The organism is Bacillus sp. 05T31, assembly GCF_056396725.1.
The window spans coordinates 1-1,102 of record NZ_JBFTMA010001019.1 but is presented as its reverse complement, the minus strand read 5'-3'; the positions used below and the strand labels follow the sequence as shown (position 1 = coordinate 1,102).

Sequence of the window (1,102 nt, the reverse complement as noted above, 5' to 3'; positions counted from 1 at the left end):
GCTTAAAGGAGGGTTGAATTTCTGCATAGGCTTTCCAGTATCACTGGATTTGGAATGAAAAGTTGTGAACAATTGAAAAGATAATAGTTGAAATAATGAAAGGTGAGAAGGAGTTTATTTCTCATAAGCGAAATATAGTATTGTTTTATCCTAAATTATTTGTAAAGGTGGATACATAATGACAGTAAAGAAGCTTTATTTCGTCCCAGCAGGTCGTTGTATGTTGGATCATTCGTCTGTTAACAGTACATTAACACCAGGAAAATTATTAGACTTACCGGTTTGGTGTTATCTTTTGGAGACTGAAGAAGGACCTATTTTAGTAGATACAGGTATGCCAGAAAGTGCGATTAATAATGAAGGCCTTTTTAACGGTACATYTGTTGAAGGACAGATTTTACCGAAAATGACTGAAGAAGATAGAATCGTGAATATTTTAAAACGCGTTGGTTATGAGCCAGAAGACCTTCTGTATATTATTAGTTCTCACTTACATTTTGATCATGCAGGAGGAAATGGTGCTTTTACAAATACACCGATTATTGTGCAGCGTGCTGAATACGAGGCGGCACAACATAGTGAAGAATATATGAAAGAATGTATCTTGCCAAATTTAAACTACAAAATCATTGAAGGGGATTATGAAGTCGTACCAGGAGTTCAATTATTGTATACACCAGGACATACTCCGGGGCATCAGTCACTATTCATTGAGACAGAGAACTCTGGCCCAGTGTTATTAACGATCGATGCATCGTATACGAAAGAAAATTTTGAAGATGAAGTGCCGTTCGCTGGATTTGATTCGGAATTAGCTTTATCTTCAATTAAACGTTTAAAAGAAGTTGTTAGGAAAGAGAACCCAATTGTTTTCTTTGGACATGATATAGAGCAGGAAAAGAGCTGTAAAGTGTTCCCTGAATATATATAAATAGAAAAAGTCATGGGCCTAGTGAAGTGACCCCCGAAAGTTAGACAGGTCGTTTCATTAGGCAGCCTCTAGGGTATGAGCCCGGTATTGTACCGGGCTCATACCCTTTAATTTTGCCTTAATTCTTTTATGATTATAGTATTCTATATACTTTGCTAATTCTTGTTTGAA

2 protein-coding genes are annotated in these 1,102 nt (G+C 36.3%); one reads left to right on the top strand and one right to left on the bottom strand.

Going from position 1 to position 1,102, the window contains the following annotated elements; genetic code table 11:
* The first annotated feature begins 178 nt into the window (after positions 1–178).
* Positions 179–931, top strand: coding sequence for a quorum-quenching N-acyl homoserine lactonase AiiA (aiiA, locus tag AC1DJR_RS30920; RefSeq protein WP_477004354.1), 753 nt, complete (start codon positions 179–181; stop codon positions 929–931).
* 57 nt (positions 932–988) lie between these two features.
* Here aiiA and AC1DJR_RS30915 read toward each other — a convergent pair.
* The coding region (locus tag AC1DJR_RS30915; RefSeq protein ID WP_142387517.1) for an IS3 family transposase at positions 989–1,102 on the bottom strand (114 nt) is incomplete at its 5' end.